The following is a 25,577-nucleotide window of genomic DNA, read 5'->3' as shown; positions in this document are numbered from 1 at the left end:
ATTAAATCGCCCGCAAACGCCGATGCGCATTCCCTGCTGACAGCGCCCCAAGCCCCTGCTAATCGCGCGCCATGACCGAACTCAAGCACATCCGCAATTTCTCCATCATCGCGCATATCGACCATGGCAAATCGACCCTGGCGGACCGGCTGATCCAGCAAACCGGAGGCCTTTCCGAACGCGAAATGTCCGCCCAGGTGCTGGACAACATGGATATCGAAAAAGAGCGCGGGATCACGATCAAGGCGCAGACCGTTCGGCTCAACTATACCGCGAAAGACGGCCAGCTTTATGAGCTGAACCTGATGGACACGCCGGGCCATGTCGACTTCGCCTATGAAGTGTCGCGTTCGCTCGCCGCGTGCGAGGGCGCGCTGCTGGTGGTCGATGCCGCGCAGGGTGTCGAGGCGCAGACGCTGGCGAACGTGTATCAGTCGATCGAGCACGATCACGAGATCCTGCCGGTGATCAACAAGATCGATCTGCCCGCTGCCGAACCGGAAAAGGTGAAGAAGGAAATCGAGGACATCATCGGCCTCGACGCCTCCGAAGCGGTGCTGGCCAGCGCCAAGTCGGGCATCGGCATCGAGGAAATCCTCGAACAGATCGTCAAGAAGATCCCGCCCCCCAAGGGCGACCGCGATGCGCCGCTCGAGGCGATGCTGGTCGACAGCTGGTACGACCCCTATCTGGGCGTCGTCATCCTCGTGCGCGTCGTCAACGGCGTGATGAAAAAGGGCCAGAATATCAAGTTCATGGCCGGCGGCACCGAGCATCTGGTCGATCGCGTTGGCTGCATGCGCCCCAAGATCGAGAACCTGCCCGAGCTTGCGGCAGGCGAGATCGGCTTCATCACCGCGCAGATCAAGGACATCAGCCAGACCCGGGTCGGCGACACCATCACCACGGTCAAGAACCCCGCAGCCAACCCGCTGCCGGGCTTCAAGGAAGTGCAGCCGGTTGTGTTCTGCGGATTGTTCCCTGTCGATGCCAACGATTTCGACAAGCTGCGCGACAGCATTTCGAAGTTGCGGCTCAACGACGCCTCTTTCAGTTTCGAGATGGAATCGAGCGCAGCTCTGGGCTTCGGCTTCCGCTGCGGTTTTCTCGGGCTGCTGCATCTGGAGATCATCCAGGAGCGGCTGACGCGCGAATATGACCTCGACCTCATCACCACCGCGCCTTCGGTGGTCTACAAGATCCAGCTGACCTATGGCGGCGGCGAGATCGAGCTGCACAATCCGGCGGACATGCCCGACCCGACCAAGATCGACGAGATCATGGAACCGTGGATCGAGGCGGTCATTTACTGCCCCGACGAGTATCTCGGCAGCATCCTCAAGCTTTGCCAGGACCGGCGCGGCATCCAGAAGAACCTGACCTATGTCGGCGGCCGCGCGCAGGTGACCTACGAGCTGCCGCTCAACGAAGTGGTGTTCGATTTCTACGATCGGCTGAAGTCGATCAGCCGCGGCTACGCCTCGTTCGATTACCATCAGATCGGCTATCGCGAGGGTGACCTTGTCAAGATGTCGATCATGGTCAATGCCGAGCCGGTCGATGCCTTGAGCATGATCGTTCACCGCGGCACGGCGGAATCGCGCGGCCGCGGCATGTGCGAGCGGCTGAAGGACCTGATCCCGCGCCACCTGTTCAAGATCCCGATCCAGGCAGCGATCGGCGGCAAGGTGATCGCGCGCGAGACCATCGCCGCGATGCGCAAGGACGTTACCGCCAAATGCTATGGCGGCGACATCAGCCGCAAGAAGAAGCTGCTCGACAAGCAGAAGGAAGGCAAGAAGCGGATGCGCGAGTACGGCTCGGTCAGCATCCCGCAGGAAGCCTTTATCGCCGCGCTCAGGATGGGCGAGGAGTGATTAGCCGCTGACCTGCTGTTCGGTCGCCACTGGCGCTGTCTCGTGGGCAGGCTCGGCGACCGGCAGCGGAGCGGGGGTCATCGCAGGAGCAGGGGCTTCGCCTGCTTCTTCCGCCGGTGAAATCCGCATCGGGATCGCCATCGCGATGCCATAGCTGATGATCAACGTGCCCAGGATCGACCACATCGCGACGGCGGCGAGGCCGATCACCTGCGCGAGCAGCTGGCCGCCGATGCCGCCTTCGGGCGGATAGCCGATGCCGCCGAGATCGGCGCTCATGAACACCGCGACCAGCAGCGCGCCGACCAGGCCGCCGACGCCGTGCAGCGCGAAGGCATGGTTGCTGTCGTCGATCGCCAAAGTCTCGCTGACGAAGCGCAGCGCGAAATAGCTGGCGGGCGCGGCGATCAGTCCGATCAGGATGGCAGCCCCCGGCGAGACAAGGCCCGAGGCAGGGGCGATCGCGGCAAGGCCCGCTACGAGGCCGCTGACTGCGCCCATCGCCGTGACCGTGCCCGTGCGCAGCTTCTCGATCAGCATCCACACCAATGCGCTGACGCAGGCGGCGACATGCGCGTTGATGATCGCGCTGCTGGCGTCATCGGTGGCAGCCAGCGTCCAGCCGCCTGCCAGCGCGAAATTACCGACGAACAGCAGGCCGCCGCCTGCCAGCACCATCAGCGGGTTGTGCGTGGCCGTGGCTTCGCCCGGCCAGCCGGTGCGGCGTCCGATGACCAGGGCTGCGACCAGCGCCGAAAGGCCTGCGCAGAAATGCAGCGCGATGCCACCGGAAAAATCGAGCACGCCAAAGCCGTACAGCCAGCCGCCGCCCCAGATCCAGTGCGCGACCGGCGCATAGACGATCAGGCTCCACAGCCCGCCAAAGGCTAGCGCCCAGCCGAAGCGGCCGCGCCCGGCCCATGCGCCTGCCACCAGCACGGCGGCCAGCATCGCCGCTGCAATCTGGAAGATCACGAACGCGCTTTCGGGGATCGCGGTGCCGAAGCGGACATCGCCGAGCACGATCAGCATCCAGGCGTTGCCGCCGCCGATCAGCCCGCCGCTGGGATCGCCAAACGCCAGGGTATAGCCGACCACCACCCACAGCAGCGAGACCAGAGCGGCGATCGCGCTGCCCTGCAGGAATATGCCCTGCGCCGCGCCTGCGGTGCCGCGCCCTGCCTGCATCAGCAGCACGCCGGGCAGCGCGAACAGCATCACCAAGGCGGCACAGACCAGCATGAAGGCGGTGTCGCCCGAATTGGAGACATCGAGCGTTGCAGGGTCGACCATGCCGGGCGCGGCCCATGCGGGCGCGGCGAGCGTTGCCGCTGCGAGGGTGAAAATGCGCGCGAGCCTTGCGATCATGCCTTCGACTTTCCCAGGAATCCTGCCCCGCCCGCAGGCGTCGGCAATTTCGCTGCTATGTGCAACAGTTTGGCAAATAATCGATTAACGCGGACCGAATTCCGCGGCGAATGGCTGCCTCAGGCAAGCGAACACCGCATGCCCCGAATGGCGTTACATCCAGCCTTCGAGCACCTGATCGGGCGGACGGTGGCCATCGAACCAGAAGCGGATATTGGCGATGACCTTGTGGCCTGCGACCTCGCGCCCCTCGAAGGTGGCGCTGCCGACATGCGGCAGCAGCACGACATTCTTCAGCGCCAGCAAGCGGGCGTCGACATGCGGCTCGCGGGTATAGACGTCGAGCCCGGCGCCGGCGATGCGGCCGGCCTCCAGCGCATCGATCAGCGCGGCTTCATCGACCAGCTCGCCGCGCGCGCTGTTGATCAGATAGGCGCTGGGCTTCATCAGAGCGATGCGGCGTGCGTCGATCAGCCCGCGGGTTTCGGGGCTGCGCGGGCAGTGCAGGGTGATGATGTCGGATCCGGCGATCAGCGCCTCGAGATCGGGCTCGTAGGTCGCGCCCAGCATCTGCTCGAGGCTTTCGGGCAGGCGGCGGCGGTTGTGATAGCGCACGTCGAGGCCGAAGCCGCGCGCGCGGTGCGCGACCGCCTGGCCGATACGGCCCATGCCGATGATGCCCAGCTGCTTGCCGCCGATGCGGTGGCCGAGCATGCCCGACGGGCTCCAGCCTTCCCACTGGCCCGAGCGCACGAGCTTCTCGCCCTCGGCGAGCCGGCGCGGAACCGAGAGGATCAGCGCCATCGTCATGTCGGCGGTATCGTCGGTGAACACGCCGGGCGTGTTGGTGATGATGATGCCCTTGGCGCGAGCGGCCTTGAGATCGATATGGTCGACCCCGGCGCCGAAATTGGCCAGCAGCTTCAGCCGGTCGCCCGCCTGCGCGATCAATTCTGCATCGAGCGCGTCGGTGACGGTGGGGACCAGAACATCGCAATCGGCCAGCGCTGCGGCGAGCTCGTCGCGGGTAAAGGCGTGATCGTCGGTGTTGGGCACCACATCGAACAGCTCGGCCATCCGCGCCTCGACCGAATCCGCCAGCTTGCGCGTGACGATGACGCGCGGGCGCGTCCCGGGGGCGTGATGCGGGGCGGAGGGCTGCGAAGGGGAGCTGGCAGGCATGGCTTTGCTATGCCGCAACCGGCTCAAAGGTCAAGCAGCGGCACTTGCTAGCCGCCCGTTTTTTGCCGTAAGCGGTAAGGCAATGCCGAGTGTCGGCCGATGGTTCGTCGGCGGACCGGCTGGGGACAGGGATATGCGGACATCTTGGATCAAGCGACTCGTCATGGGCGCCATGAGTGCAGGGGCGCTGCTGGGCGCGGCCAGCCTGGCAAACGCGCAGGCCGAGGTAGAGACACCGTATTGGGCCTCGATCCAGCGCGATGAGGCCTTCGCGCGCGCAGGGCCGATGGCGACCTATCAGATCGAATGGGTGTTCCGGCGCAGGAACCTGCCGGTCAAGGTGATCAAGCGCTATGGCGTGTGGCGGCAGATCGTCGATCCTTCGGGATGGACCGGCTGGATGCATTCGAACATGCTCAGCCGCAAGCGCACCGCCATCGTCAACGGTCCGGTGCTCGCCATCCGCTCTGCGCCGCAGGACAGTGCACGGCTGATGTGGCGCGCAGAGCCAGGCGTGGTCGGCGAACTGGGCGATTGCGAACAGGGCTGGTGCGAATTTGCCGTCGACAAGCGCGCCGGCTGGGTGCGGCAGGACCAGATCTGGGGCGCGGGCGCCCCCTGATTGGCCTGCATCATCGCCAGACAGAAACCCGCCCACCGCTCGGGCAAGCGATGGGCGGGGCTTCTACCGGCGAAAGGACTTACCAGTAGAAATTGGGGATCACGCGGATGACCGTGCCGTTGCGGGCATTGACCAGCAGCATGTCGTTATAGTGGCGCACCCACATCTGCCGGGCGCCCGGGGTGGGCAGGCGGTAGTTGCGATAGTTGTTCACGACATAGCGCTGGCCGTAGTAGTTCGGGGCAATGCGCACGCCGGGGCGGAACTGCTGATAGCGGAAGTTCGCGCGGAAGGCGGGGCCACGAAACGCCTGGCGGTTGGCACCGCGATACTGGCGATAGTCGCGCAGGTCTTCGCGATATTCGCGGCGGGCATCCTGGACGTCGCGACGCTGTTCGCGAACATCGCGCTGCTCCTGGCGGACATCGCGGCGGTCGCCATAGCGGCGAGCGTCCTGAACATCGCGACGCTCGCGCTGCAGCTCGCGCTGCTCCTGGCGGACTTCGCGTTCCGAACGGATCACTTCACCGCGAGACTGGGCGAAGGCAGGGGCGGTGGCGACAGGCAGGGTCGTTGCCAGCATCAGGGTCCCGATCAGGGTCTTCGAAAGAATCTTCATTGTCTGTACTCCTGTCATGGCCGGAACGATGGGGGAACCGCTCTGGACATGTTCAGGTTTACGCTTGGTTATCTGAATGGGTTGCGAATGTGGCGCTCATTTTCATGAAATGTTGTCGCAAGGTGTAACGGGGCTGGGGGTTTCTCCCCTCCCGCCTGCGGGAGGGGCAGGTCCGGCTTGCCGGACCGGGGTGGGCCAGAGGAGCGCCTTGGCTTGCCGGACCGGGGTGGGCATCGAACGTGGACCGCGGCGCAAGCCCACCCCGCCCTGCGGGCACCCCTCCCCAAGGGGAGGGGAGATGAATGCGCGATGCTTGAAGTTCTCCCTCATCGAGGGGGAGGGGATTTCACTTCCCCTTCGGCAGCAGATCCGCCGGGTCGTTGGCGACGATGCCCAGCACCGTCGCCCAGGCGGCGACATTCTGTTGCATCATCTTTGGGTCGATCTTGTCGAGCGTGTCGTCGGGGGTGTGGTGCAGGTCGAAATAATCGGTGCCGTCCTGCTGCAGATCGACCGCGTTGACCCCCAGCGCCACCGTAGGCCCGACATCGGGTCCGCCACCGGCCGCGCCTGCGCCCTTGCCGATACCCATCGGGGCGAGCGCGTTGGTGATCTTCGTCTGCAGGTCCTTGGCGGTTTCGGGCAGCTTGAATTCCACCTGCCAGATGCGGCCTGCGCCAAAGTCCGATTCCATCGCCAGCGCGTGGTTCGCCGCGCCATGCTTCTTGGCATAGGCGATGCCGCCGAACAGCCCGACTTCCTCTGCGCCGAACCAGACGACGCGGATGGTGCGTTTGGGTTTGCCTGCGTCCATGACCAGCTTGGCCGCCGCCGCGGTGATCGCGACGCCCGCGCCATCGTCGATCGCGCCGGTGCCCAGATCCCAGCTGTCGAGGTGCCCGCCGACCAGGATTATCCCCGCGTCAGGGTCGCTGCCCGGCACTTCGGCGATGACATTGCCCGATTGGGTGATGCCGATCTGGCGCGGGGTGAGCACCAGCTTCATCGTGACCGGCTTGCCCGCAGGTTGCGCGCGGCGGATCATCCGCTCCAGGTTTTCCGCATCGGGGATCGACAGTGCGGCCGCCGGGATCGGCGTCACGCCTTCGGGAAAGTTGGTGCCGCCGGTGTGCGGGTTGCGGTGATAATCGGTGCCGACCGAGCGGATGACGATGGCCGCAGCGCCCTTTTTCGCGGCGATGGCGGGACCGCGACGGCGGACATCGCCGAACTGGCCATAGCTCGCCCCGGTCTGGGTGCGGGTCATCTTGTGGCTGACGAACGCGATCTTGCCTTTCAGGCTGCCTTCGGGCGCAGCATCCAGATCGGCCATGGTGCGGAAATAGACGACCTCGGCCTCAAGCCCCTTTTCGCCGGTGCTGGCCGAATTGCCCAAGGCCGAGATGTGCATCGATCCGGTGAAAGGCGCGGTCACCTCGGCGGTTTCGATTCCGCGCACCCAGGTCTTCATGTCGAACGGTTCGATGCGGACATTGGCAAAGCCCATCGCCTTCAATCGCTCGACGGCCCAGGCGCGCGCCGCCGCTTCGCGCTCGGTGCCCGCCAGGCGCGGGCCGATCTCGGTGGTCAGGTCCTCGACGATGGCATAGGCGGTGTCGTCGGACAGCGCCTTCTGCTGGAGCGCGGCCGGATCATGTTGGGCAGCAAGCGGGAAGGGCAGGGTGAGCGCGGCGCCAAATAGAATCGGGGCCAGCAGGGTGCGTGTCTTCATAGATCAGCAGGCTTAACCACGTCGCGCGGCTTTGCCAATGCCGACTTGCCCGCCCATTGCCGACTTGCCCGCCCATTGCCGTCTTGCCCGCCCATTGCCGTCTTGCTCGTCAGCGCCGCCCCCGCTAAGGCGCGTGGCAAATCCACCGCATCGCATAAAGGCGTTTCTCCGCATGGCTGCACAATATTCCTATGTCATGAAGGGTCTGACCAAGACCTTCCCCGGCGCCAACAAGCCGGTGCTCAATGGCATCCATCTGCAATTCTATTCGGATGCCAAGATCGGCATCGTCGGCCCCAACGGGTCGGGCAAGTCGACGCTGATGAAGGTGATGGCGGGCCTCGACAAGGAATATACCGGCGAAGCCTGGCCGGGCGAGGGCGTGACCGTGGGCTATTTGGCGCAGGAGCCCGAGCTCGACCCGACCAAGACCGTCAAGCAGAACGTGATGGATGGCGTGCGCCCCGTCGCCGATCTGGTCGAACGCTTCGACGAGATCAGCAACATCATGGCCGATCCGCCGGAGGACGTCGATTTCGACGCGCTGATGGAAGAGATGGGCACGCTGCAGGAAAAGATCGACGCAGTCGACGGCTGGACGCTCGACAACCAACTCGAGATCGCGATGGAGGCTTTGCGCTGCCCGCCGGGCGATGCCGATGTCACCAACCTGTCGGGCGGTGAAAAGCGCCGCGTGGCTTTGTGCCGCCTGCTGCTCGAAAAGCCGGGCATCCTGCTGCTCGACGAACCGACCAACCACTTGGATGCCGAGAGCGTTAGCTGGCTGGAAAAGCACCTTGTCGATTATCCGGGCAACGTCATCCTCGTCACCCATGACCGCTATTTCCTCGACAATGTGGTGAACTGGATCCTCGAGCTCGATCGCGGAAAATACTTCGTCTACGAAGGCAATTACTCGACCTATCTCGACAAGAAGGCCAAGCGCCTTGAGCAGGAATCGCGCGAGGACGAAGGCCGCCAGAAGGCGATCCAGGACGAGCTGGCGTGGATCCGGCAGACCCCCAAGGCGCGCCAGACCAAGTCCAAGGCGCGTATCCGCGCGTTCGACGAGCTGGTCGAGGCGCAGGAAAACCGCACCCCCGGCAAGGCGCAGATCGTCATCCAGACGCCCGCACGCCTCGGCGGCAAGGTGATCGAGGCGCACGGCCTCACCAAGGCCTATGGCGACAAATTGCTGTTCGAAGACCTGTCGTTCATGCTGCCCCCGGGCGGCATCGTCGGCGTGATCGGGGCCAATGGCGCGGGCAAGTCGACGCTGTTCAAGCTGATCACCGGCAAGGAACAGCCCGACAGCGGCACGATCGCGATCGGCGATACGGTCAAGCTCGGCTATGTCGACCAGAGCCGCGACGATCTCGACCCCAACCACAACGTCTGGGAAGAAATCTCCGACGGGCTCGATTTCTTCAAGCTGGGCAAGCACGACGTGCCGACGCGCGCCTATGTCGGCGCGTTCAACTTCAAGGGCCAGGACCAGCAGAAGAAGGTCGGTCAGCTCTCGGGCGGTGAACGCAACCGCGTCCACATGGCCAAGATGCTGAAAGAGGGCGGCAACGTGCTGCTGCTCGACGAACCGACCAACGATCTCGACGTCGAAACGCTGCGCGCGCTCGAAGAGGCGCTGGAAAGCTTTGCCGGCTGCGCCGTGGTCATCAGCCATGACCGCTTCTTCCTCGACCGCCTGTGCACGCACATCCTGGCGTTCGAAGGCAACAGCCATGTCGAATGGTTCGAAGGCAATTTCGAAAGCTATGAGGAAGACAAGCGCCGTCGTCTTGGCGACGAAGCGGATCGCCCGACGCGGATGAGCTACAAGAAGCTGACGCGCTGACTATTCTCCCCTCCCGCTTGCGGGAGGGGCTCCAAGCCCTCCCCCTCGATGGGGAGGGTTAGGTGGGGGCGTGAGCCCTCCGGGTGGTGCCGCCAATCAGTCTATGCACTGACTGGACTGCACCAGGTCGATGTCTGCTTTTGGGGGAAGCCTCTCGTTGCGCGAATGTCTGAGATTGGGTGGATTTGCGACAGGCAGCATTTGATGCCAATATCATATCGATGGACGACATTGTTGATCTGCTCGCTTCGCGTTGCGATGACACTGGTTTCACTCATGCTGGAAGCGATGACATCGATAAGTGGACAGGCGAGCGCGGGATAGACTTGTCCGATTTCCTCGATGAAATTGGTTTTGAAATTGCCGACAGGTATCGGTCCGGGGAACTCCCGTTTGCCTTCTGCGACTCTTTGGTGAACAATCTCTGGGGCCTGCTGATGGATCGAATGGGGAAGCATGGCGACTTTCGGTGGCCAGACGACTTTCATTATGTCTATGAAGCATTTGATGCGGGGGAATTTCACCGCCTCCCAGATCAGAGCGACGATCCGGAAGCCGATTTTACAAGGCCGATGATTGCTGCATTTCTGGCTAAAAAGGCCTGACCGCATTTAGGTTGGCAGGGCATATGTCCAAGGTCCGGAATGGGGTTGCTTGCAGAAAGGCAGCTTTTTTCCTGGTACTCCCCGAACTTGCCCTTTTGTCACCTTGGCGCAATGCGCGCCGCTCCACCCTCGTCATCCTGAACTTGTTTCAGGACCCATCGTGCCTCCCAAAACCGAAGCCACGTGGGGAGAAATGGGCCCTGAAACGAGTTCAGGGTGACGGGCGAGAGGAACTGCTCTGGCTCAAGATGCTCCGGACCAACAAAAAAGCCGCGCAAACCTTTGGCTCGCGCGACTTTCCGTAACTCTATCCGCAGCAATCAGGCGTCGAAATCGCCGCCAAGGTTGCTGGTGCGCGCCGGGGCCGATGCGGTGAGGCGCAGCGCTTCGGCCGACAGGCTGAGCGAGCCGATTTCGTCGGCGGCATCGTCGTCGTCGACCTGCACCTTCTGCATCGACTGGGTCAGGCTTTCGCGCAGTTCCTCGGGGAACACGGTTTCGTCGGCGATTTCGCGCAGCGCCACAACCGGGTTCTTGTCGCGATCGCGGTCGATGGTCAGTTCGGCACCGCCGCTGATCTCGCGCGCGCGCTGGGCGGCGAGCAGTACCAGGTCAAACCGGTTGGTGACCTTGTCGATGCAATCTTCAACGGTTACGCGCGCCATGAACGGGCTCCAGACTCAAGCAATATATCAGGGAAAGGCCGCGCCTAGACGCTGACCAACGCAAAGTCAATGATGGCCAAGCGGCGGCTGACCATCGGCATCGGACTTCCAGCCCCAGAACAGATGTGCAGGCGGTACGTTCCACGCCTCCATGCCGCGGTCGATGCGGTCGAAATACGGCTGAATCAGCTGCGCGGTGAAGCTGGTGAACTGGTAGACCAGAAACGCGCCGCCGGGCGCGAGCGCGCGATAGGTGGCGCTGGCGATCTGGTCGGCGATGCCATCGGGCAGGGTCGAGAGCGGCAGGCCTGAGAGCACGTAATCCGCCTTTTCGAAACCATGCGCGGCAATAATCGATTCGACATCGGCGGCAGAGCCATGCACCGCGACAAAGCGGCTGTCGGGCACGGTCTTGCGCAGATAGCGGATGAAATCGGGGTTGGTATCGATTGCGATATAGGTCGCAGTGCGCGGCAGTTGGTCGAGCACGGCGCGGCAGAAAGTGCCGACCCCCGGGCCATATTCGACGAACAGCTGCACGTTCTGCCAGTCGACCGGACCCAGCATCTTGCGGATCGTGCGGTCGGACGAGGGGACAACCGATCCCACCATGCGAGGATGCTTCACGAACTCCCTGACAAACACGCCCCAGGCCCCGAAGGTCCGCTCTGCGCGCGTCTTGATCCGCTGCCGCAGGGGCAGCTGGGCCAGGTCGTTGGAATGCATGAAAAACCTCTCGAATTGGCTGTCAACGGGCTGTCACAATTGCAGATTGGCCCGCGCAAAGCAATGATGTGTGTCAGTGTTGCATAGCAGTACTTTGCAACCGGCCTGTCAGCGCCTAGAGCAGCCCGCATGGAAGCGAAAGCAGATTCCCGCCTGCATGGCACCGGCGCCATCGCCGTGATCTTCGCCGCGCACAATAGCGGGCGCGATGCCGAAGGCTATGCCGCGATGGCCGAAGCCATGGACGCGCTCGTGGCGCGCCAGCCGGGTTATCTGGGCATGGACCATGCCAGAAGCGCCGATGGCTTCGGAATCACGGTCAGCTACTGGGCCGATGATGCCAGCGCGCGGGCCTGGCGCGACAATCCCGAACACCGCGCCGCGCGCGACGCCGGGCGCGACCGCTGGTACGACCATTATACGCTGCATGTCGCGCGGATCGAACGGGGTTACGCCTGGCCATGACCACCCCAGAGAATTCCGAATCCGCCGCCGCGATCGAAAGCGGGCAGAAGCTGCCAGCCGATCGCATGGCGCTGCTGTTCATGGTCATGCTGGTGACCGCCGCGGGCAATACCGCGATGCAATCGGTGATGCCCGCGATCGGAACGCGGCTGGGCGTCGCCGATTTCTGGGTGAGCCTGGCCTATAGCTGGTCAGCCTTGCTGTGGATGGTGTTCGCGCCGCGCTGGGCGCGTCTGTCCGACCGGCGCGGGCGCAAGGCGCTGATGAACCTGGGGCTGCTGGGCTTCATATCGTCCTTTGCCCTGTGCGGGCTGACGCTGATGGCGGGGCTGCATGGTTACCTTTCGGCGGTGTGGACGATGCTGATCTTTGCGCTGTTCCGCAGCCTCTATGGCGGCCTCGGTTCGGCAGGACCGCCGGCGGTCCAGGCCTATGTCGCTGCGCGCACCAGCCGCGCCGAACGCACCCAGGCGCTGTCGATGATCTCGTCGAGCTTCGGCCTCGGCACGGTGATCGGGCCCGCGCTCGCGCCGCTGATCATCCTGCCCTATCTGGGACTGCCCAGCCCGTTCTTCGTCTTTGCCTCTTTCGGCCTGCTGGTGCTGGTGACACTGAAGCTGCGGCTGCCCGATGATACGCCCAGCTATGCCGCGCGCGGGCGGCTGGTGTCCGAACCGATGAGTTCCGCTGGGGCGGGCGAAGTCTATGATGCCGACGAGCATGATTCCCCGCCCGAGGCGACCGGAGAAGCTGCGACTGCAACGCGGCTATCGTGGCGCGATGCGCGGTTGCGGCCGTGGCTGATCGCGGGGCTGGTCGGCGGCCATGCCAATGCGATGATCCTGGGCCTGGTCGGCTTCATGCTGCTCGACCGGCTGGACTTGCGCGCCACGCCGGAGCTGGCTGCCGGGCCCACCGGCCTGGTGCTGATGTCCGGCGCGTTCGCGACGCTGCTCGCGCAATGGGGGCTGATCCCCTATCTCAAGATGGGTCCGCGCACCTCGACGCTCTGGGGCATGGGACTGGCGGCGGCAGGATGCGTGATGGTGGGCTTTTCCGAAAGCCTCAATGCGATCACCCTGGGCTTTGCGCTGGCCTCGCTGGGCTTTGGCCTGTTCCGCCCCGGCTTTACCGCAGGCGCATCGCTGGCGGTGACCCGGGCCGAGCAGGGGCAGGTGGCGGGTATCGTCGCCTCGGTCAACGGCGCGGCCTATATCATCGCCCCCGCCATCGGCGTGGCGCTCTACAACATCGCCCCGCTCGAATCGTTCGCAATCATCATCGGCCTGTGCATGTTCGTGCTGGTCTGGGGGCGCAGGGCGCTGCAGGCCGACGAGGTTCTGATCCGCTAAGCGCGGCTCAAAGCCCGCGCCAGATGCGCAAGGGGGCATCGCCGCGCGGCTGGCGGACATGGGCCGGGCAGGCGCGCGGGCGATAATCGAGCCCCAGGCAGATCCGCACCTCCTGCAGCCAGCCGCGTTCATTCGATCGGATCGCGACCGCCTGCGGCGTCATCCCCGGGTTCGCGCGCGCGATCTCGCGCTTGAGCATGCCAATGGTCAGCGGCTTGCGCGACAGGCGTTCCATGTCGGGCAACCGGGTGGCCCGGTAGAGCCGGGTCGCGGTCTGGAAATAGCGCGCCGGTTCGCGCGCCATGCAGCTGCCGTGCTTGTCCCACTGGTGCTGGATCAGCCGCTGCGAAGGCATGTCGCACAAGGTCTGGCGCACCACCGACATTGGCACGGCAGACGGCGGTGCGGCGCAATATTGCGGATAGGCGGCGGTCTTGCCCTCGGGCCACAGGCCGTGCAGTACGAAGCCGAATTCGCCGTGATCGCGGCTGCACTGCAAGACCTCGCTGGGTAGATCCTCGCGACCGCGGCAATATTCGGGCGACCAGCTCAGCGCCAGCGTATAGCCCGCGACCGGGACGACCCGCCGCACCGCGTCGCGCCCGCGCTTCGGGGCCGAGAGCGGTGCGAGCCTGGCAGGCATCCGGCACTGATAGGCCTGCGCCCACGTGGGCGAGGGGGCCATGGCAAGCCCGAGCCCCAGGGCGGGAAGGAGGGCCGCCCAGCGCATCAGGCCGCCTTGAAATCGAGCCCGATATCGGCGGCAGGAGCCGACTGGGTGATGCGGCCGACCGAGACATAATCGACCCCGCTCTCGGCAATCGCGCGGATCGTCTCCAGCGTCACGCCGCCCGACGCCTCGCACGGCACGCGTCCGCCGACCAGCGTCACCGCTCCACGCAGTGTGGCAGGCGCCATGTTGTCGAGCAGCAGGTGGGTGGCACCTGCCGCCAGCGCGGGTTCGATCTGTTCGACATGGTCGACCTCGACGATGATCTGCGCGATTCCCGCAGCGACCGCACGGCGCACCGCTTCGCCGATATCGCCTGCGACCGCGACATGGTTGTCCTTGATCATCGCCGCATCCCACAGGCCCATGCGATGGTTCTTCGCGCCGCCCATGCGCGTTGCGTATTTCTCGAGCATCCGCAGCCCCGGAATGGTCTTGCGGGTATCCAGCAGCACCGCGCCGGTGCCGGCGATGGCATCGACATAGGACCGGGTCAGGCTGGCGATGCCGCTCAGGTGCTGCACGGTGTTGAGCGCCGAGCGCTCCGCGGTCAGAAGCGCGCGCGCCTTGCCCGACACGGCCAGGATATCGGTCCCACCGGGCACGGCGTCGCCTTCACCGACCAGCAGCTCGACGGTGCAGTCCGGATCGAGCGCGCGGAAAAAGGCTTCGGCAAGCGGCAGGCCGGCCACGACGACATCGTGCCGGGCGTCCATCACCCCGGTGAAACGCGCATCGGCGGGGATGACGCTTTGCGAGGTGACATCGATTCCCTCGGGGCCCAGGTCTTCCGCCAGCGTCTCGGCAACGAACCGTCCCAAATCAAAGTCGTTGATCGAAAAGGCCATTTCATCTCACCCCTGGATTGTTAGTGCTCGCGCGCGACCTCGAACCGGGAACATCATGGCCTACGCAACGTTGGCCTGTCGGCCTTTCTCGGGCGCAATAGGGCAAGCATTGGACGGCGGCTAGAATGAAGTTGATTTCGCGCACGTCGCAGGCCGGGCAGCCGGGCGACGGATGGAAAGAAGGTGCATGGCCTGCGGCCGTCCTGTTCTGCCTTTCGACCTTTGCGATTTCAACGTTCCGCGCTTCACTCAACCCCGATGCCGTGTTCGAGCTGTTCAATCCCAAGCGGATCGCGCTGATCGTGGCCGGTGCAGGGGTGTTCTGGCTGGCGGTGAAACAGGCCGACCGGCATCAGCTGGACTTTCGCGGACTTGGCCGCATGGCGATGGTCGCGCTGCCGGGCATGGCAATGCTGTTTGCGATCGCCGTCGGCTGGGATCTGTTGATCGAGCCGCGACCCGACGATATCGCGGCACGCAACCTGCGCTGGATCCTGCTGTGGGGCGGCTATTTCGGCACCGGCATCGCCGCCTGGCTGGCGGTGCATTATGCGGCCGCTCTGGCGCATGTGCAGGCGGCGCAGACCGCCTCTGCTTCGCGTTCGGGCGATCCGGACCTGGGCTTCTGGGTCAAGACCGGGCGGCAGACGATCCGCATTCCCCATGACGGCGTGGAATGGGTGCAGGCGGAGGGCAATTACGTGCGCATTCACGGTGCAGATGGCGCGCACGGGCTGGTCCGGTCGACCCTGTCGGCCATCGAGGCGGAGATGGAGGGCGGCGCCTTCCTGCGGGTTCACCGTTCCGCGTTGTGCCGCCGATCGGCGATCCGCGGCTATCGGCGCAAGCCGAGTGGCGCCATGCTGGCGTTGCTTGCCAGCGGTGCCGAAGCGCCGCTCGGGCGCAGCTATGTGCGCGATGTGCTGGGCGCGGACCGGGGTCTGCAGACGGCTGCATCCGAAATGGATGATACCGTATCACAGCCGGGCGCCGAGCCAGCCTCGGCCTGACATTCGTCACAAATGCAAGTCATTCGCGTCACGCGGCTTGGGCAGAACCCGGACGCGCGGCATGGGCTGCGGCATGTACGAGATATTGGAACGCCCCGCCGTCGCCCGTTGCGGTCGCCATGACGAAACCCTGGGCCGGACGCAGGATCATGCCATGACGCAGGCCGCCTTGTGGATTGTCGATGTGCTGGCGCAGGAGCTTGCCCGCGATTTCGGAAAGAACCGCACCGAGCTTGTCGATGTGCTGCTGCGCCAGGCTGGCTATGAGCAGGCGGACAGTCTTCTGCCGGGATCTACCGAACAGCTTCGCGCCCAATTGGTCGCGCGGGTCGCGGGGCGGCTGGCACGGGATTGAAGGCCCCCGCTGCCAGCCGCCCTTGTCGACGATCAGTTGGTAATGCGGTGCTCGCCCTTGACCCAGCGCACGGTGCCGCTGGACGAGCGCATCACGACGGTTTCGGTGGTCATGATGCCGTCACGACGACGCTTGACGCCTTCGAGCAGTGATCCGTCGGTCACGCCGGTGGCGGCAAAGATGCAATCGCCCTTGGCAAGATCGGTGAGGTCGTAGACCGCGTTGAGGTCTTCGATGCCCCATTTGCGTGCACGCGCGCGCTCGTCATCGTTGCGGAACAGCAGGCGACCCTTGAACTGGCCGCCGACGCAACGCAGCGCTGCCGCGGCGAGCACGCCTTCCGGTGCGCCACCCGAGCCCATGTACAGGTCGATCGTGGTATCGGGGTTGGTCGTGGCGATCACGCCGGCGACGTCGCCATCGGGGATGAGCATGATGCCGCAGCCGAGGCCGCGCAGTTCTTCGATCATCTCGGCATGGCGCGGACGGTCGAGCACGCACACGATGATCTCGCCGGGCTTCACGCCCTTTGCGGCAGCCACTGCCTTGACGTTCTCGGTCGGCGACTTGTTGAGGTCGATCACGCCATCGGGATAGCCCGGGCCGACCGCGATCTTGTCCATGTACACATCGGGTGCGTTGAGCAGGCAGCCGTTTTCGGCGATCGCCAGCACGGCAAGCGCATTGGGGCCGGCCTTGGCGGTGATGGTGGTGCCCTCGAGCGGATCGAGCGCGATGTCGATGCGCGGTGCGCCTTCGTTGCCCAGGCCGACCTTCTCGCCAATGTACAGCATCGGGGCTTCGTCGCGCTCGCCTTCGCCGATCACCACGGTGCCGTCGATATCCAGCCCGTTGAGCGCCGCGCGCATCGCTTCCACGGCGGCGGCGTCGGCTGCCTTTTCGTCACCACGGCCGATCAGATTGGCTGCGGCGATGGCGGCGGCTTCGGTCACGCGGACCATTTCGAGCACCAGGACGCGGTCCAGTTGCGGGGTTTGTGAGCTGGTCGTCGCTTTCGGGCTTGCGCTGGACATGGCAGGCGGGTCATCCTTCTTCTATGGGGCACCCGTTGCATTCCAGGCCAGGTGCGTTGCGCCCGGTCCATAAGGGAGCATTATTGCATTGTCGAGAATGCTGTTGGCGGCGGCTGCGTTGGCCATTTCCGCATCTTTTGCGCCTGCCGCCATCGCCCAGGAGGCCCAGGACGACACGCGGCTGCCCGATCCCGAGCAGCGCGAGCCCGATCCGGTTGACGCGAAGGTCAAGCAGCTGATTCGCAAGGCCGATGAGTGGACCGGCAAGGAAGAGCGCGCCAAGCGCTGCCAGCCGAGCGCTGCAGGCAAGGATATCGTCGTCTGTGGCGAAACCGACCCCAGCGCCAAGTTCCGCGTGCCGCCCGATACCGAAGGCAGGCTGGCCACCGGCGGCCCTCCGCCCGCACCCGATGTGGCGGGGGACGGCATCTTCAAGGGCAAGGCGACGTTCAGCATGCCTGCGCCCGTTCCCGCCTATATGATCGACTTTTCCAAACTGCCCGAGGTCGATCAGGAATATTTGAAGAAGGCGCGCGAGGCCGAAGCGGCCGAGCTCAAGCGCCAGCAGGAAGCGAAGGACGAAAAGGGGGGCCAGTGACCAGTATTCCGGTGATCGAAACCGAACGGCTGCGGCTGCGCGCGCCGGTGCTCGGTGATTTCGAGGCTTATGCCACGATGTGGGCCGACCCGCGCGTCACCGCCTTTATCGGCGGCACCCCGCGCACCCGCAACGAAAGCTGGAACCGGTTCATCGGCATGCACGGCCTGTGGGCGTTGTGCGGCTTTGGCTATTGGCTTTTCGCCGACCGCACGACCGATGCCCTGGTGGGGGTCGGCGGCCTTGCCAATTTCGAGCGCGGGATCCCCCTGCTGGATGGCATGCCCGAAGCCGGTTGGGCAGTCGCGCCCGATCACTGGGGCCAGGGGCTGGTGACCGAGGCGATGCAGGCGGCATTGCGCTGGAGCGACACGGTGCTGCGCGCCCCGGCGGTGCGCTGCATCATCGATCCCGGCCATGGCGCGTCAGAACATGTTGCGGCCAAGCTCGGCTTCATCCGGATCGGGCAGGGCGAGCATGCCGACCACCCGATCAATGTCTATGCCCGGCCGATGGCTCTGGGCTGAGCACGCCTGGCGTCATTCAGTGCGTCTTGCCGGGCAGCGCCTTCAGCGCCAGCGCGATGATGCCGCCCAGGATGAAGCCGACGATGCCCGCACCGATCGCGCCCACCAGCCATTCGACCAGGCCTGAAACCGCAGGCACGGCCGCGCCGGCGGCAACCGCTATATCATGGATGAAATGCTCCGGCCCGGCAAAGCCGAAGACCGCCAGGCCGTGGATGATGATCTGTCCGCCGACCCAGATCATCGCCGCAGTGCCGATGATCGCCAGCGCCGACATCACGATCGGCATCGCCTTCACCAGCCCGCGGCCAAAGCCCTGCAGGGCCGCAGAAGGCTTCTGCGCCAGATGCAGGCCGAAATCATCCATCTTCACGATCAGCGCGACCGCGCCATAGACCGCGATGGTGATCAGCAGGCCGACCACCGCCAGAACGGCCGCCTGGATCATGATGGGGCGCTCGGCGACCTCCGACAGCGCGATCGCCATGATTTCTGCCGAGAGAATGAGGTCGGTGCGCACCGCGCCGCTGACGCGTTCGTTTTCCAGCGTGAACATGTCGGTGACCTGCGCCACGTCCTCGGCCACTTCCTGCTGGTGGCTGAGCTTGTGGATCACCTTTTCCGCGCCTTCGAAGCACAGGTACAGCCCGCCCAGCATCAGTATCGGCGTGATCAGCCAGGGCAGGAAGGCGCTCAGCAGCAGCCCGATGGGCAGCAGGATGACGAACTTGTTGAACAGCGACCCCTTGGCGATCCGCCAGATCACCGGCAGCTCGCGCTCGGGCTTGAAATCGGTGACATATTGCGGGGTGACCGCGGCGTCATCGACCACCACGCCTGCGGCCTTGGCCCCGGCCTTGGCCGATGCCGCGCCGATATCGTCGAGCGATACGGCGGCGAGGCGGGTCAGCGCCGCAACGTCATCGAGCAGCGCGGCAAGGCCTGAAGGCATCGATCAATCTCCAAGAATGTGCACGACCAGCGGATCGGCGTGCAAGCTGGGGGAACCCTTGAGCGCCGACAAGGTTGCCGCGACCGCGCTTTCGGGGCCTTCATGCGTGACCATGGCGACGATCACGCTGCCATCGGGGCTGCGGCCCTTCTGGATCAGGCTTTCGATCGAGACGCCCGCATCGCGCATGGCGGCGGTGATCTCGGCGAGTACGCCGGGCCGGTCGGCGACCTCGAAGCGCAGATAGCATTTGCCGATGCGATGACCGGTTTCGGCGCGCCCGACCTTGTCGAGCTCGCGCACGGGCATCGAGAAGGCGGGGCCGATCTCGCCGCGCGCGATATCGATGAGATCTGCGACAACGGCGCTGGCGGTCGGGCCATCGCCCGCGCCTGCGCCCTGGAACAGCAGGCGGCCGGAGAAATTGCCCTCGGCCACCACCGCATTGGTCGATCCGTCGACATGCGCCAGCGGATGGTTCATCGGCACCAGGAATGGGTGGACGCGCTGGAACAGCCGCGCATCGCCGTTGCTGCCGTCGAGCTCGGCCATGCCGATCAGCCGGATGCGATAGCCCAGCGCGTCGGCCTGCGCGATATCGGCCGACAGGATCTTGCGGATGCCGCTGCGTTCGATGCCGTCGAAATCGAGCTGGGTGCCAAAGGCGAGCGCGGCCAGGATCGAAAGCTTGTGCGCGGCATCGACGCCATCGATGTCGAAGCTGGGGTCGGCCTCGGCAAAGCCGCGTGCCTGCGCTTCGGCGAGGACTTCGGCGAAATCCTGGCCGGTCTTTTCCATCGCCGAGAGGATGAAATTGCAGGTGCCGTTAAGGATGCCGTAAACGCGGCTCAGACGGTTGGCGGCCGCGCCTTCGCGCAGGCCCTTGATCACCGGAATGCCGCCTGCGACCGCGGCCTCGTACTTGAATGCCAGCCCTGCGGTTTCGGCGCGCTGGGCGAGTTCCAGCCCGTGATGCGCGACCATCGCCTTGTTGGCGGTGACGAACGCCTTGCCGCCGGCGATGCTTTCCTTTGCCAGCGTCAGCGCCGGGCCGTCCGCGCCGCCGATCAGCTCGACGACGACGTCGATATCCGCGCGGGTGGCGAATTCGCCCATGTCGTCGACCCATTCGTAGGGAGACAGGTCGACGCCGCGATCCTTCGAGCGGTCGCGGGCGGTGACGGCGGCGACGCGGATCGGCTTGCCCGCGCGCCGCGCGATCAGCGCCGCATTTTCTTCCAGCAGACGGATCACGCCCGCGCCCACGGTACCCAGCCCGACCAGCGCGATGTTCAGCGTTTCACCCATAATCCGTCCTTCAGCGTTAATTCATCCGCTTGGCTCTTAACGTCTGGCGCGGCAAAGGGAAGAGGGCAGACAGCCTTGTGACCCGCAGAAAGCCGCCCTATAGGCCGCCCGAAGCGGCACGAGCGCAAAAGGGACCTCCATGACATCGCCTACTATCGTGATCCTCGCGGGCAAGCGCGACGGCAAGCTTGACCCGCTGGCCGAAGCGGCGGGCGTCACGCACAAATGCAATGTGCCGATCCAGGGCAAGGCGCTGCTGCAATGGGTGCTGGAAGGCGTCGAGAATGCCTGGCCGGACAGCCCGATCTGGGTGTCGATCCACGATCCGGCGGTGATCGCCGATCTACCGGCAGTTCAGAAGCTGACGGCCAACGGACGGCTGCACATGAGCGTGTCGCGCGATGGCATTGTCGAGAGCATCGAGGCGGTGATCGAGGATGCGGGCAACCCGTTCCCGATGATGATCACCACCGGCGACAATGTGCTGGTGACCGCAGAGGAAATCCGTTCGATCCACGATTTCGGTATGCGCGAAGGGGCAGGGGCGGTGATCGCGATCGCGGAGAAATCCTCGATCCTTGCCGAGCATCCCGAAGCGCAGCGGCGGTTCTATGAATTCAGCGACATGGCGATCTCGAACTGCAACGCCTATTGGCTGCGCGATGCCGCATCGTTCCGCGCGGCAGAAGCATTTCGCGCCGGCGGCCAGTTCATCAAGACCAAGGGGCGGATTGCCCAGGCCTTCGGGCTGCTCAACCTCATCCGGTTCCGGCTGGGCTGGTGGAGCGTCGATGGTGCGATGGCGGCGATCTCGCGCCGCTTCAAGGTCAAGGTCCGCGCGCTGCTGCTGCGCGAAGGCGCCTATGCGGTCGATGTCGACAACGAGCGCACCTACAAGATCGCAGAGATGCTGCTGGCGAAGTACAAGCCTAACTGACGTTATCGTGATTTCCGTGAACCTCTCCCCTCCCCATGGGGAGGGGTGCCCGCAGGGCGGGGTGGGCCTGCGCCGACGATAGTGCTCTCATCCCACCCCGGTCCGGCTCGCCGGACCTGCCCCTCCCTGAAGGGAGGGGAGAGGGTGCAACTTCAGCCCTTGTCGGGACGCAGGGAAGTTCCCGCGCGGTCGCCGCGCAGCGACTGCCACCAGCTCATCGGGTTCCATCCGGTGCTGCCGTCGAGCGAGAAGGTGACGATCTCCGCCCGGCCGCCGATATTCTCCAGCGGCACCGCGCCGCCCAGGCCCAGTTCGTCGAGGCTCGCGCGGCTGTCGGCGCTGCGATCGCGGTTGTCGCCCATCAGGAAGACATGGCCTGCGGGGACCTTGTACGGCCCGTAATTGTCGAGCGGATAATCGGGGCCGAGGTCGATCGTGTTGTACGACACGCCATTGGGCAGGGTCTCGCGGATGATCGGCAGCTCGCAATAGAATTTGCCATCGGCGCCGCGCATCTTGAGCATCGGGAAATCGCTGGCATTGCAGGGCGAGTTGAGATCGACCGGCAGCAGCATGTTGGGCTGCACCGCGCGCACCACCTCTTCGCCGTTGAGGATCACCCGGCCCGAGCGGACCTCGATGGTGTCGCCCGGCCTGCCGATGACGCGCTTGATATAATCGCTGTTGCCGCCCGGCGGAGTCGCAATGACGATATCGCCATATTCGGGGGTCGAACCCATGATCCGCCCCTTCATCGGCGGCAGCAGGTGGAACGAGACCGAGACCCAGGACCAGCCATAGGGATATTTGCTGACCACCAGCCGGTCGCCGACCAGCAGGTTGGGCATCATCGACATGGTGGGGATGTAGAAGGGCTTGGCCACCAGCGAGTGGAACGCCAGCACCGCGAGCAGCAGCAGGAACAGCCCGCGGATTTCCTCGAACCAGTTGACCGGCTTGTCGGCTTCGGGCGCAGGCTTGATGCGCGCGACATTGGGGTCACCGGCGGGCTCTGCGGCGACGTTGGAAGCTTCGGGGGCCATGCTGCTGTCTTTCAGGTCCGGGCGGGGCGGGGGCGTGTCAGTCAAGCGGCCGAGCCTCGATGATGACAAACGCCTGAGCCCATGGATGATCGTCGGTGAGCGTGAGATGAATGAAGGCGCTGTGCCCTGCGGGAATCATGCTGTCCAGCCGTGCCTTCGCGCCCCCGGTCAGATGCAAGGTCGGCGCGCCGGAGGGGGCATTGACGACGCCGATATCCTTCATGAACACGCCTGCCTTGAACCCGGTTCCCACCGCCTTGGAAAAAGCCTCCTTGGCGGCAAAGCGCTTGGCGAGCGTGCCCGCCTTGGTGAACGGGCGGCGGGCGGCCTTGGCCTGCTCGAGCTCGGTGAACACGCGTTGCTCGAACCGCGCGCCGAACCGGTCGAGCGACTTCTGGATCCGCTCGATATTGCACAGGTCAGAGCCCAGCCCGATGATCATGCCAATTCTCCTCCCCCCTTGCGGGGGAGGACGGAGTTGGCCTGGCAGCTGGCTGTCTGGCAACTCCTGGAGAGGGGGGCGGCATAGCGCATCAGCCCTCTCCCGCTGCGACTAGGCAGCGAGCTGCCAAGTCTCGCTCCCTCTCCCGTAAAGGGAGAGGGGTTTAGAGCGCGAACCTTCCGCGTCGCAAAGCTCATCGCGCTTCGTCCATCAGCTGGCGCATCCGGCGGATCGAGGCTTCCAGCCCGTCGAAGATCGCCTCGCCGATCAGATAATGGCCGATGTTGAGCTCGGCGAGCTGGGGGATCGCGGCGATCGGCTGGACATTGTCGAAGGTAAGGCCGTGGCCTGCATGCGGTTCGATGCCGTTCTTGGCGCACAGCGCGGCAGCATCGGCGATGCGCCTCAGCTCGACCTCGATCCCGGCAGCATTCTCGTCCAGCCACAGATGCGCATAGCGGCCGGTGTGCAGCTCAACTACGGGCGCGGCCAGCTGCATCGCGGCCTCGATCTGCCTTGCTTCGGGCTCGATGAACAGGCTGACGCGGATACCCGCATCGGTCAGGCGGCTGACCATCGGCGCAAGCGTGTTGTGCATGCCCGCAGCGTCGAGCCCGCCCTCGGTGGTCCGCTCTTCGCGCTTTTCGGGCACGATGCACGCGGCATGCGGTTTGTGGCGCAATGCGATCTCGAGCATTTCCTCGGTCGCGGCCATCTCCAGATTGATCGGCAAAGTGGCCCCGGCCATGATCGTGTCGAGATCGCTGTCGCGGATATGCCGCCGGTCCTCGCGCAGATGCACGGTGATGCCGTCGCCGCCCGCCGCCTGAACGATCCGCACCGCGCGCATCGGATCGGGATGGTCCCCGCCGCGCGCATTGCGGATGGTGGCGACATGATCGATATTGACGCCAAGGCGCAGGTGAGGGGTCATAAGGGGGCTCCGGTGGCACACAGGGCGGCGCGCATCACGTCATGGGTGATGCCGGCCTGCTGCCAGATTTCGCCAAAGGCCGCTTCGGCCTCGGCACGGTTCGATGTCATGATGATCACCATGTCCTGTTCGGGCAGGATGATATTGCGCAGCACCACGCCGCCAATGAATCCGCGCCGCTCGACAATCCGCACGGGCGTATCGCCGCAATCCTTCAGCGGCACGCTGAACGACCATTGGCCAAGCGCGGCATAGCCATATTCGGGCTTGCCGTCCCACATCTGCGCACGCTGCGCCTCGGGGATCAGCTTTCCGGTCATCAGCGCGCGATCAAAGGCGAACAGGTCGCGGGTCGTGCCATAGAGCGCGCCCGCTCCGCCGAAATTCTCGAGCCGGAACGCGGTTGACTCGGGCTTGCCCTCGCCAAAGCCTGCCACCGTCGGTGCGGTGCGCGGGAACACGCCGACGCTGGTAAGGCCCAGCGGCTGCGCGATGCGTTCGGCGATCAGTGCGTCATAGGATTTGCCGCTGGTCGCCTCGATCACCGCTGTCATCATGACGAAATCGCAGTCGCCATAGAAGAATTCGGCCGCCGGCTTGCGGGTGGTCGGCCCTTCGCACCAGGCGGTTCCGGTTTCCGGGCTGCTGAGGTCGACGCTATAGAAGGTCGACCAGCCGTCGCGGCCGGCCGGGGCTTCGTCGGTGCGCGGCAGGCCGGAGATGTGCTGCATCAGCATCCGCGAGGTGATCGTTCCGGCGAACGGGGCCTTGCTGTCGGGCAGATAGGTTATGATCGGCGCGTCGAGATCGAGCCTTCCTGCGGCCACCTCCTGCATCGCGATGGTAGCGGTGACCTGCTTGGTGACCGAGGCCCAGCGCCAGGTTTGGCCCAGTCGGTGCGTGGCCTGGCCCACAGGGTCGATCAGCCCGAAGGCGCGTTCGAAGACGATGCTGTCGCCGCGGGCGATCAGGATCGTGCCAGGCGCCTTTTCGGCATCGAGCACCGCAATCACCGCCGCCTCGTCGACCGCAGGGGCCGGGGCGGGGGCAGGCGCGGGCGCAGGTGCGCCAGCGCTCAGCATCAGCGCTGCCAGCGGAGCCAAAAGCCCGCGGCTCATGCCGCTTCGGGTTCCTTGCGACTGCCAGGTTTGACCCCGGGTGTGGCAGCCAGTTCTGGCGGCAGGGCATCGGCGGGATAGCTTGGAAAATTGAGCGAAATCAGCGGGAAGAACGGCACACCTAGCAGCGCCTGTCCGCCGGACCGATCGACCAGCGCACCGGCTGCGATCACCTGGCCACCGGCAGCGTTCACCGCCACGATGGCTTCGCGCGACGACAATCCGGTGGTGACGACATCTTCCATCAGCAGCACCTTCTGGCCCGGCTTGATTGCGAATCCGCGGCGCAGTTCGAAGGTGCCCGTGGGGCGTTCGACGAACATCGCCTCGACGCCCAATGCGCGGCCCATTTCATGCCCTATTATAAGGCCGCCCATCGCGGGCGAGATGACAAGGTCGATCTGGCTGCGGACATCGCGGGGAATCCGGCTGGCGAGCGCACTGGCGAGGCGCGAAGCGCGCATCGGATCCATCAGCACGCGCGCGCACTGCAGATAGTGCGCGCTGTGCAGCCCCGAAGAGAGGATGAAATGCCCTTCCAGCAGTGCCTGGCTGGCGCGGAATTCGGCCAGAATCTCTTCATCCTGCATCGCGATATGCCCTTTACGTAACGTCCTTGGCAGATCGGCCGTACCCGGCTGAACCTGCGCTTAAAAAATATCCCTAGATTGGCTTG

Annotated in this window: 27 protein-coding genes; 11 read left to right on the top strand and 16 right to left on the bottom strand. The window is 65.0% G+C overall.

All coding sequences use genetic code 11. The features are described 5' to 3' along the window. Positions 1–71: 71 nt before the first annotated feature. The gene (gene lepA / locus LI72_RS07360) at positions 72–1,877 is read left to right on the top strand and encodes a translation elongation factor 4 (protein ID WP_033925075.1); all 1,806 of its coding nucleotides are present in this window, start codon (positions 72–74) and stop codon (positions 1,875–1,877) included. On the opposite strand, the gene LI72_RS07355 is transcribed toward lepA, so the two are convergent. Further along, positions 1,878–3,245, bottom strand: coding sequence for an ammonium transporter (locus LI72_RS07355; protein WP_033925074.1), 1,368 nt, complete (start codon positions 3,243–3,245; stop codon positions 1,878–1,880). It abuts the gene before it with no gap. Positions 3,246–3,398: 153 nt separating this feature from the next. Beyond that, positions 3,399–4,427: a 2-hydroxyacid dehydrogenase gene (locus LI72_RS07350; protein WP_033925073.1), complete on the bottom strand. Its 1,029-nt coding sequence runs from the start codon at positions 4,425–4,427 to the stop codon at positions 3,399–3,401. A 163-nt stretch (positions 4,428–4,590) separates the two neighbouring features. On the opposite strand from LI72_RS07350, the gene LI72_RS07345 reads away from it, so the two are divergent. Continuing rightward, positions 4,591–5,049 (top strand): SH3 domain-containing protein, encoded by a 459-nt coding sequence (locus tag LI72_RS07345; protein WP_231562391.1) that lies wholly within the window; start codon positions 4,591–4,593, stop codon positions 5,047–5,049. Between the two features lie 79 nt (positions 5,050–5,128). Here LI72_RS07345 and LI72_RS07340 read toward each other — a convergent pair whose 3' ends face one another. Both LI72_RS07340 and LI72_RS07335 read right to left on the bottom strand, forming a co-directional pair. Beyond that, positions 5,129–5,668: an RcnB family protein gene (locus LI72_RS07340; RefSeq protein WP_033925071.1), complete on the bottom strand. Its 540-nt coding sequence runs from the start codon at positions 5,666–5,668 to the stop codon at positions 5,129–5,131. A gap of 346 nt (positions 5,669–6,014) precedes the next feature. After that, the gene (locus tag LI72_RS07335) at positions 6,015–7,400 is read right to left on the bottom strand and encodes a M20/M25/M40 family metallo-hydrolase (protein ID WP_033925070.1); all 1,386 of its coding nucleotides are present in this window, start codon (positions 7,398–7,400) and stop codon (positions 6,015–6,017) included. Positions 7,401–7,572: 172 nt separating this feature from the next. Here LI72_RS07335 and ettA point away from each other — a divergent pair, with 172 nt between their 5' ends. Both ettA and LI72_RS07325 read left to right on the top strand, forming a co-directional pair. After that, positions 7,573–9,252: an energy-dependent translational throttle protein EttA gene (ettA, locus tag LI72_RS07330; RefSeq protein ID WP_033925069.1), complete on the top strand. Its 1,680-nt coding sequence runs from the start codon at positions 7,573–7,575 to the stop codon at positions 9,250–9,252. A gap of 221 nt (positions 9,253–9,473) precedes the next feature. Further along, complete coding sequence (locus LI72_RS07325) at positions 9,474–9,857, top strand: hypothetical protein (protein WP_033925068.1); 384 nt, start codon at positions 9,474–9,476, stop codon at positions 9,855–9,857. A 320-nt stretch (positions 9,858–10,177) separates the two neighbouring features. On the opposite strand, the gene rpoZ is transcribed toward LI72_RS07325, so the two are convergent. Together rpoZ and LI72_RS07310 are read right to left on the bottom strand one after the other, a co-directional pair. Continuing rightward, positions 10,178–10,522 (bottom strand): DNA-directed RNA polymerase subunit omega, encoded by a 345-nt coding sequence (gene rpoZ, locus LI72_RS07315; RefSeq protein ID WP_033925066.1) that lies wholly within the window; start codon positions 10,520–10,522, stop codon positions 10,178–10,180. A 66-nt stretch (positions 10,523–10,588) separates the two neighbouring features. Further along, positions 10,589–11,248, bottom strand: a complete 660-nt coding sequence (locus tag LI72_RS07310) for a class I SAM-dependent methyltransferase (RefSeq protein WP_033925065.1) — start codon at positions 11,246–11,248, stop codon at positions 10,589–10,591. A gap of 129 nt (positions 11,249–11,377) precedes the next feature. On the opposite strand from LI72_RS07310, the gene LI72_RS07305 reads away from it, so the two are divergent. Both LI72_RS07305 and LI72_RS07300 read left to right on the top strand, forming a co-directional pair. After that, positions 11,378–11,713 (top strand): antibiotic biosynthesis monooxygenase family protein, encoded by a 336-nt coding sequence (locus LI72_RS07305; protein ID WP_033925064.1) that lies wholly within the window; start codon positions 11,378–11,380, stop codon positions 11,711–11,713. After that, positions 11,710–13,065, top strand: coding sequence for an MFS transporter (locus LI72_RS07300; RefSeq protein ID WP_033925063.1), 1,356 nt, complete (start codon positions 11,710–11,712; stop codon positions 13,063–13,065). Before LI72_RS07305 ends, LI72_RS07300 begins: the two co-directional genes overlap by 4 nt. A 7-nt stretch (positions 13,066–13,072) precedes the next feature. Here the strand turns inward: LI72_RS07300 and LI72_RS07295 are convergent, their stop codons facing one another. Both LI72_RS07295 and nadC read right to left on the bottom strand, forming a co-directional pair. Continuing rightward, entirely contained in the window at positions 13,073–13,795 is a 723-nt protein-coding gene (locus LI72_RS07295) for a ribonuclease T2 family protein (protein WP_033925062.1), read from the bottom strand. Next, on the bottom strand, positions 13,795–14,643 hold the full coding sequence (gene nadC / locus LI72_RS07290; RefSeq protein WP_033925061.1) for a carboxylating nicotinate-nucleotide diphosphorylase: 849 nt from the start codon (positions 14,641–14,643) through the stop codon (positions 13,795–13,797). The genes LI72_RS07295 and nadC overlap by 1 nt, the downstream gene beginning before the upstream one ends. Before the next feature lie 125 nt (positions 14,644–14,768). Here nadC and LI72_RS18980 point away from each other — a divergent pair, with 125 nt between their 5' ends. Together LI72_RS18980 and LI72_RS07280 are read left to right on the top strand one after the other, a co-directional pair. Continuing rightward, positions 14,769–15,653: a LytTR family DNA-binding domain-containing protein gene (locus tag LI72_RS18980; protein WP_052129584.1), complete on the top strand. Its 885-nt coding sequence runs from the start codon at positions 14,769–14,771 to the stop codon at positions 15,651–15,653. 73 nt (positions 15,654–15,726) lie between these two features. Next, entirely contained in the window at positions 15,727–16,008 is a 282-nt protein-coding gene (locus LI72_RS07280) for a hypothetical protein (RefSeq protein ID WP_156139520.1), read from the top strand. 32 nt (positions 16,009–16,040) lie between these two features. Here LI72_RS07280 and glpX read toward each other — a convergent pair whose 3' ends face one another. After that, entirely contained in the window at positions 16,041–17,042 is a 1,002-nt protein-coding gene (gene glpX, locus LI72_RS07275) for a class II fructose-bisphosphatase (protein ID WP_033925059.1), read from the bottom strand. Between the two features lie 118 nt (positions 17,043–17,160). Between glpX and LI72_RS07270 the strand changes: the two genes are divergently transcribed. Together LI72_RS07270 and LI72_RS07265 are read left to right on the top strand one after the other, a co-directional pair. Continuing rightward, positions 17,161–17,640, top strand: coding sequence for a hypothetical protein (locus tag LI72_RS07270; RefSeq protein ID WP_156139519.1), 480 nt, complete (start codon positions 17,161–17,163; stop codon positions 17,638–17,640). Beyond that, positions 17,637–18,167, top strand: coding sequence for a GNAT family N-acetyltransferase (locus LI72_RS07265; RefSeq protein ID WP_033925057.1), 531 nt, complete (start codon positions 17,637–17,639; stop codon positions 18,165–18,167). The genes LI72_RS07270 and LI72_RS07265 overlap by 4 nt, the downstream gene beginning before the upstream one ends. 16 nt (positions 18,168–18,183) lie before the next feature. On the opposite strand, the gene LI72_RS07260 is transcribed toward LI72_RS07265, so the two are convergent. Both LI72_RS07260 and LI72_RS07255 read right to left on the bottom strand, forming a co-directional pair. Then, entirely contained in the window at positions 18,184–19,119 is a 936-nt protein-coding gene (locus LI72_RS07260) for a DUF808 domain-containing protein (RefSeq protein WP_033925056.1), read from the bottom strand. 3 nt (positions 19,120–19,122) lie between these two features. Beyond that, a complete protein-coding gene (locus LI72_RS07255) occupies positions 19,123–20,427 on the bottom strand; it encodes a homoserine dehydrogenase (protein WP_033925055.1) in 1,305 nt (434 codons plus the stop codon). A gap of 139 nt (positions 20,428–20,566) precedes the next feature. On the opposite strand from LI72_RS07255, the gene LI72_RS07250 reads away from it, so the two are divergent. After that, positions 20,567–21,364, top strand: coding sequence for an NTP transferase domain-containing protein (locus tag LI72_RS07250; RefSeq protein ID WP_033925054.1), 798 nt, complete (start codon positions 20,567–20,569; stop codon positions 21,362–21,364). 152 nt (positions 21,365–21,516) lie between these two features. On the opposite strand, the gene lepB is transcribed toward LI72_RS07250, so the two are convergent. From lepB to pyrE, 5 genes are all read right to left on the bottom strand, one after another. Continuing rightward, entirely contained in the window at positions 21,517–22,407 is an 891-nt protein-coding gene (gene lepB, locus LI72_RS07245) for a signal peptidase I (RefSeq protein ID WP_033925053.1), read from the bottom strand. A 37-nt stretch (positions 22,408–22,444) separates the two neighbouring features. Continuing rightward, on the bottom strand, positions 22,445–22,849 hold the full coding sequence (acpS, locus tag LI72_RS07240) for a holo-ACP synthase (protein WP_033925052.1): 405 nt from the start codon (positions 22,847–22,849) through the stop codon (positions 22,445–22,447). Positions 22,850–23,042: 193 nt separating this feature from the next. Beyond that, positions 23,043–23,783: a pyridoxine 5'-phosphate synthase gene (locus LI72_RS07235; protein WP_033925051.1), complete on the bottom strand. Its 741-nt coding sequence runs from the start codon at positions 23,781–23,783 to the stop codon at positions 23,043–23,045. Then, entirely contained in the window at positions 23,780–24,901 is a 1,122-nt protein-coding gene (locus LI72_RS07230) for a serine hydrolase domain-containing protein (protein ID WP_052129582.1), read from the bottom strand. Before LI72_RS07230 ends, LI72_RS07235 begins: the two co-directional genes overlap by 4 nt. Then, positions 24,898–25,491, bottom strand: coding sequence for an orotate phosphoribosyltransferase (gene pyrE / locus LI72_RS07225; RefSeq protein ID WP_033925050.1), 594 nt, complete (start codon positions 25,489–25,491; stop codon positions 24,898–24,900). The genes LI72_RS07230 and pyrE overlap by 4 nt, the downstream gene beginning before the upstream one ends. Positions 25,492–25,577 lie beyond the last annotated feature (86 nt).

This window comes from Sphingomonas sp. 35-24ZXX (assembly GCF_000786215.1).
Taxonomy (GTDB): Bacteria; Pseudomonadota; Alphaproteobacteria; order Sphingomonadales; family Sphingomonadaceae; genus Blastomonas.
This window is presented reverse-complemented; position numbering and strand designations above follow the sequence as displayed.

Excerpts from the sequence above, each read along its gene's own strand:
- LI72_RS07305 (WP_033925064.1), top strand. The coding sequence starts at position 11,378 with ATGGAAGCGAAAGCAGATTCCCGCCTGCATGGCACCGGCGCCATCGCC.
- LI72_RS07235 (WP_033925051.1), bottom strand. The coding sequence starts at position 23,783 with ATGACCCCTCACCTGCGCCTTGGCGTCAATATCGATCATGTCGCCACC.
- LI72_RS07350 (WP_033925073.1), bottom strand. The coding sequence starts at position 4,427 with ATGCCTGCCAGCTCCCCTTCGCAGCCCTCCGCCCCGCATCACGCCCCC.
- acpS (WP_033925052.1), bottom strand. The coding sequence starts at position 22,849 with ATGATCATCGGGCTGGGCTCTGACCTGTGCAATATCGAGCGGATCCAG.
- glpX (WP_033925059.1), bottom strand. The coding sequence starts at position 17,042 with ATGTCCAGCGCAAGCCCGAAAGCGACGACCAGCTCACAAACCCCGCAA.
- nadC (WP_033925061.1), bottom strand. The coding sequence starts at position 14,643 with ATGGCCTTTTCGATCAACGACTTTGATTTGGGACGGTTCGTTGCCGAG.
- LI72_RS07260 (WP_033925056.1), bottom strand. The coding sequence starts at position 19,119 with ATGCCTTCAGGCCTTGCCGCGCTGCTCGATGACGTTGCGGCGCTGACC.
- LI72_RS07340 (WP_033925071.1), bottom strand. The coding sequence starts at position 5,668 with ATGAAGATTCTTTCGAAGACCCTGATCGGGACCCTGATGCTGGCAACG.
- LI72_RS07355 (WP_033925074.1), bottom strand. The coding sequence starts at position 3,245 with ATGATCGCAAGGCTCGCGCGCATTTTCACCCTCGCAGCGGCAACGCTC.
- ettA (WP_033925069.1), top strand. The coding sequence starts at position 7,573 with ATGGCTGCACAATATTCCTATGTCATGAAGGGTCTGACCAAGACCTTC.
- LI72_RS18980 (WP_052129584.1), top strand. The coding sequence starts at position 14,769 with ATGAAGTTGATTTCGCGCACGTCGCAGGCCGGGCAGCCGGGCGACGGA.
- LI72_RS07295 (WP_033925062.1), bottom strand. The coding sequence starts at position 13,795 with ATGCGCTGGGCGGCCCTCCTTCCCGCCCTGGGGCTCGGGCTTGCCATG.
- LI72_RS07325 (WP_033925068.1), top strand. The coding sequence starts at position 9,474 with ATGGACGACATTGTTGATCTGCTCGCTTCGCGTTGCGATGACACTGGT.
- lepB (WP_033925053.1), bottom strand. The coding sequence starts at position 22,407 with ATGGCCCCCGAAGCTTCCAACGTCGCCGCAGAGCCCGCCGGTGACCCC.
- lepA (WP_033925075.1), top strand. The coding sequence starts at position 72 with ATGACCGAACTCAAGCACATCCGCAATTTCTCCATCATCGCGCATATC.
- LI72_RS07310 (WP_033925065.1), bottom strand. The coding sequence starts at position 11,248 with ATGCATTCCAACGACCTGGCCCAGCTGCCCCTGCGGCAGCGGATCAAG.
- rpoZ (WP_033925066.1), bottom strand. The coding sequence starts at position 10,522 with ATGGCGCGCGTAACCGTTGAAGATTGCATCGACAAGGTCACCAACCGG.
- LI72_RS07280 (WP_156139520.1), top strand. The coding sequence starts at position 15,727 with ATGTACGAGATATTGGAACGCCCCGCCGTCGCCCGTTGCGGTCGCCAT.
- LI72_RS07230 (WP_052129582.1), bottom strand. The coding sequence starts at position 24,901 with ATGAGCCGCGGGCTTTTGGCTCCGCTGGCAGCGCTGATGCTGAGCGCT.
- LI72_RS07345 (WP_231562391.1), top strand. The coding sequence starts at position 4,591 with ATGGGCGCCATGAGTGCAGGGGCGCTGCTGGGCGCGGCCAGCCTGGCA.
- LI72_RS07255 (WP_033925055.1), bottom strand. The coding sequence starts at position 20,427 with ATGGGTGAAACGCTGAACATCGCGCTGGTCGGGCTGGGTACCGTGGGC.
- pyrE (WP_033925050.1), bottom strand. The coding sequence starts at position 25,491 with ATGCAGGATGAAGAGATTCTGGCCGAATTCCGCGCCAGCCAGGCACTG.
- LI72_RS07250 (WP_033925054.1), top strand. The coding sequence starts at position 20,567 with ATGACATCGCCTACTATCGTGATCCTCGCGGGCAAGCGCGACGGCAAG.
- LI72_RS07300 (WP_033925063.1), top strand. The coding sequence starts at position 11,710 with ATGACCACCCCAGAGAATTCCGAATCCGCCGCCGCGATCGAAAGCGGG.
- LI72_RS07335 (WP_033925070.1), bottom strand. The coding sequence starts at position 7,400 with ATGAAGACACGCACCCTGCTGGCCCCGATTCTATTTGGCGCCGCGCTC.